The sequence below is a fragment of the Bartonella sp. AA18HLJMS genome (assembly GCF_042197245.1).
In the GTDB taxonomy this organism is placed as follows: domain Bacteria; phylum Pseudomonadota; class Alphaproteobacteria; order Rhizobiales; family Rhizobiaceae; genus Bartonella.
Genome location: NZ_JBHIRP010000043.1, coordinates 1 through 3,216 on the forward strand (window position 1 = coordinate 1; position 3,216 = coordinate 3,216).

The 3,216-nt window shown below is 40.5% G+C and carries 6 protein-coding genes; 2 read left to right on the forward strand and 4 right to left on the reverse strand.

Annotated features, from left to right (window positions below; all coding sequences use genetic code 11):
• The first annotated feature begins 116 nt into the window (after positions 1-116).
• Positions 117-431, forward strand: a complete 315-nt coding sequence (locus ACFINW_RS09600; protein ID WP_375610725.1) for a type II toxin-antitoxin system RelE/ParE family toxin — start codon at positions 117-119, stop codon at positions 429-431.
• Between the two features lie 16 nt (positions 432-447).
• Positions 448-744, forward strand: coding sequence for a HigA family addiction module antitoxin (locus ACFINW_RS09605; RefSeq protein WP_004861504.1), 297 nt, complete (start codon positions 448-450; stop codon positions 742-744).
• A 46-nt stretch (positions 745-790) separates the two neighbouring features.
• On the opposite strand, the gene ACFINW_RS09610 is transcribed toward ACFINW_RS09605, so the two are convergent.
• The 4 genes from ACFINW_RS09610 to ACFINW_RS09625 form a co-directional block, all read right to left on the reverse strand.
• Positions 791-1,069, reverse strand: a complete 279-nt coding sequence (locus ACFINW_RS09610; RefSeq protein ID WP_375621875.1) for a hypothetical protein — start codon at positions 1,067-1,069, stop codon at positions 791-793.
• On the reverse strand, positions 1,066-1,785 hold the full coding sequence (locus ACFINW_RS09615) for a Rha family transcriptional regulator (RefSeq protein WP_375621874.1): 720 nt from the start codon (positions 1,783-1,785) through the stop codon (positions 1,066-1,068). The genes ACFINW_RS09610 and ACFINW_RS09615 overlap by 4 nt, the downstream gene beginning before the upstream one ends.
• Positions 1,786-2,099: 314 nt before the next feature.
• On the reverse strand, positions 2,100-2,453 hold the full coding sequence (locus tag ACFINW_RS09620) for a hypothetical protein (RefSeq protein WP_375674247.1): 354 nt from the start codon (positions 2,451-2,453) through the stop codon (positions 2,100-2,102).
• Position 2,454: 1 nt separating this feature from the next.
• Positions 2,455-3,216, reverse strand: a 762-nt coding sequence (locus ACFINW_RS09625; RefSeq protein ID WP_375674248.1) for a major capsid protein, incomplete at its 5' end; no start/stop codon positions are given.

Below are 3,216 nucleotides of genomic sequence, written 5' to 3' on the forward strand. Positions count from 1 at the left end.
CTGCCGTCTTTGCTGCCTTTATCAAAGCAACAAATGTTTCTCTTATCGTTTCTCTCGGATGCATGGGGGCTCCTGTTATTTAACATTTATCCTTTTCTTTATATTGGTATCGTGTTATGATACGTAAAAGAACGAATAAAGGTGATTTGGTGATTGAATCTTTTGCTGATAAGCGGTGTAAAGATCTTTTAGAAGGCAATCTGCCCAGAGGCTTTCCCACCACTCTAGTGCGTATAGCCCAAAGAAAGTTGTTTATGCTCGATAAAGCAGTTGATCTTAAAGATTTGCGCAGTCCTCCGGGAAATCGTCTAGAAGCGTTGAAAGGAGAGCGTAAAGGTCAATATTCTATCCGTATTAATGACCAGTTTCGTATTTGTTTTGAATGGCGCTCTAATGGTGCCTATGAAGTTGAAATCGTAGATTATCATTGATCTGTAGGAGGTCGAGATGAAAAATTATATAGCGATTCATCCCGGAGAAATTTTACGAGAGGAATATTTAAAAGAATATGCTCTCTCTGCTTATGCTCTTGCAAAAGCATTAAATGTTCCACGCACGAGAATAGAACGTATTGTTGCTGAAAATAGTCCAGTGACTCCCGATACAGCACTAAGATTAGCCTATTTTTTTGATACTACTGCTGAATTTTGGCTTAACATGCAAGCTGCTTATGACGTTAGTATATTACAAACTGAAAAAGCAGACGAATTTGCCAAAATCAATAAATTTGAATGTAGGGTTTAACCACTCCCTACCTTTAACGATAGGGAGGGGAGTTCTATTTTTTTAATTAAGCAACCTTTTTAATGGGGCTCTCTAAATCTGGTTCATAAGTTCGCAACAAAGAATCCATACGATGTGGAAGTTCTGAAGCTCCAAAATCTGTCAAAATTGCCAAGATTTTTGTAATATTGGGCACGTCATCTTGAAGCTTTAAAACCAGAGCATCTACGACCGATTCCATTACCTCAACTATAGCATTGCAGTCCTCATCTCCAATGCCTCGATGATTAGAAAGCTTAAACAATGCCATCCATAAATCGCACAAAAAGTCGACACTGCTATTCATTGCACACCCCCAAAGATTTGTTCTCTCAAACATGCCAATCCTCTGGATGTGATTTTCGTTGAAGGCAGCACCTTTTCTGTTCCATCTGGTCTTTGAATGGTGATAGCAGGGCAATCCATGAATCCTTTCTTGATCTTATCCTGATAAGGTAACAATGGCGCTCCTGGAGCACGCCGATAGACCCAATCATGTTTACGCAAGTAATCGGTTAAATCTTTTGGTCGCACTTCAAGCATCTTCGCTGCTTCGATAAGACCGAACAAACCATCAGAACGCTTTAAACCTTCCAAAGCCTCTGCTTTTGGAGCTAATTCGGCAATGGTATTATCCTTTTGCTTGATTTGACTTTGTAAGTGATTCAAGACACCAAGTAATGCTTCGGGTTTGGAATAATCAACTTGTGGTGTGGCTACCTGCTTTTCCAATTCTTGCCAACGGTCAATGATTTTAGCACGTAAAGCAGTACTGTAACCAGATACGAGAATTAAACATTCGCGCTTGGGTAAATTATAACAAGGGCGTGTTTTTCCTTGTTCATCAATATAACTGCTTAAAAACTTAGCCGGCTCAAATTTGAGCTCGCTAAATATTTGTTTAATGTCTCGCATAACATTTTTATGCTTCTTACTACATACTCCCGCAATTTCAATGCTAGACATAGTCTGAGTGGTAGCACCATTAGTAGCACTTCCTTTAATTTCTATAAGAGTGTTCATGAGAACTCCTTATCGTTAGATGTTTTTCATTGACACTCTAAAGAGAGTGCCGGGCGCTGAAAAACACGGCGATAAGTCCGTCGTTACACTTTCCCCGCAAAGGTATTGTATAGTGTAACCACACCCGACAAAACCACTATATGCTACAAAGCATGTGATGAGTCAAAGTTTTTAAATTTCGGCGGGAGGAGATTATTTCGGTAATCCATCCGCTTATCGTTCGGTGTTTTTCAGGCACCTAGTTCAACAATAGACACATTGTTGCCATATTGTCAAGGGGTGACTTTACCTTTTTAAAATAAATAAGCGTATCTTTACTTTAGCTCCCGCAAGATAAGCTTATACATACCGGATTCAGAGGCTTGGACATCTGTAACAGTGAAGTGTTCTTGAGAAGAGGGGGCTTTGTTGTTTTCAGGAGAGATGATCACAATACTATCTTGAGGTTTTGGTGGTATTCCCCCGATGTCATTGATACAAAGATCAAGTTCCTTTCTTGCAATTGTGGTAGAGATTCTGCCACCTGCGTCCGATTCCGAATGTTTAATGGTGTAAATCGCTGTAATCTGAAACGATTGTTGATTATCCTTTCGCGTGTAGATGACGGGCTGCCCAAAGGTGTTGCGCACATCTTTAACCATTTGGTTTAGCAGCCCGTGCCATCGCATGTTATTTCGCTCCAATAACTGCTTTAAAGAGCATTTCTGGACGCGTGCAAATATAAAGCGGATAGCTGTATACCTCCGGTTTTACCCATGCATTACGGTCGTGGTCGACGATAAGCATCGTGTAGAGAGGTCTTCCAACCGTGTTGGCAAAATCCAAGCTTTCACCAGGAGCAAAGGTTTTTTGGAAGACACCAGGCGCATCAACAGGAAAGAATTGACATTCATCAGGCTTAATTCCTATGGCGCGCTTTGTTCCAGCTTTCGCACTTACATTATAGTTGTGAATACTCCGGTAATTAATGAAAGTCACACCCGCAAAGTCAAAACTGCCAAAGCTCCCAGAGCCAATCGAACTTGGTGTTGCAACACCTCCGGCGCTATTGAGTGTCTGTGCTAAGGCTGTGTTTAAATAGGTCTCACGAATTGTTTTATGGTTTTTCAATTTGGAAAAGAATTCATTTCCACAAAGCCCAATAATGCGTGAACGATCAGAAAACGCTCCTTTTGAAGCTTCAATCATCCTCATAATGACTTGATCAACATTGTCAGCAACATTGGTTGTTTCTGTATTTAGTTTAAAATCAATCGGCTTTGGTGGTGCGATTTCCCATTCTTTGTACCAATCGACAATAACAGAGCCATCGGCATCAAGAACCACCCCTTGAACAGCGCCAAGTTGCATATTTTCCCATGTCAATTCTATTTCAGAAATCAGTTTCTTTTGTTTTCTGGCAATATATTTCATTGCTGTCTCTAACTGATC

Bases quoted from the DNA above. Each gene is read 5' to 3' on its own strand.
- ACFINW_RS09600 (WP_375610725.1), top strand. From the start codon at position 117: ATGATACGTAAAAGAACGAATAAAGGTGATTTGGTGATTGAATCTTTT.
- ACFINW_RS09605 (WP_004861504.1), top strand. From the start codon at position 448: ATGAAAAATTATATAGCGATTCATCCCGGAGAAATTTTACGAGAGGAA.
- ACFINW_RS09610 (WP_375621875.1), bottom strand. From the start codon at position 1,069: ATGAATAGCAGTGTCGACTTTTTGTGCGATTTATGGATGGCATTGTTT.
- ACFINW_RS09615 (WP_375621874.1), bottom strand. From the start codon at position 1,785: ATGAACACTCTTATAGAAATTAAAGGAAGTGCTACTAATGGTGCTACC.
- ACFINW_RS09620 (WP_375674247.1), bottom strand. From the start codon at position 2,453: ATGCGATGGCACGGGCTGCTAAACCAAATGGTTAAAGATGTGCGCAAC.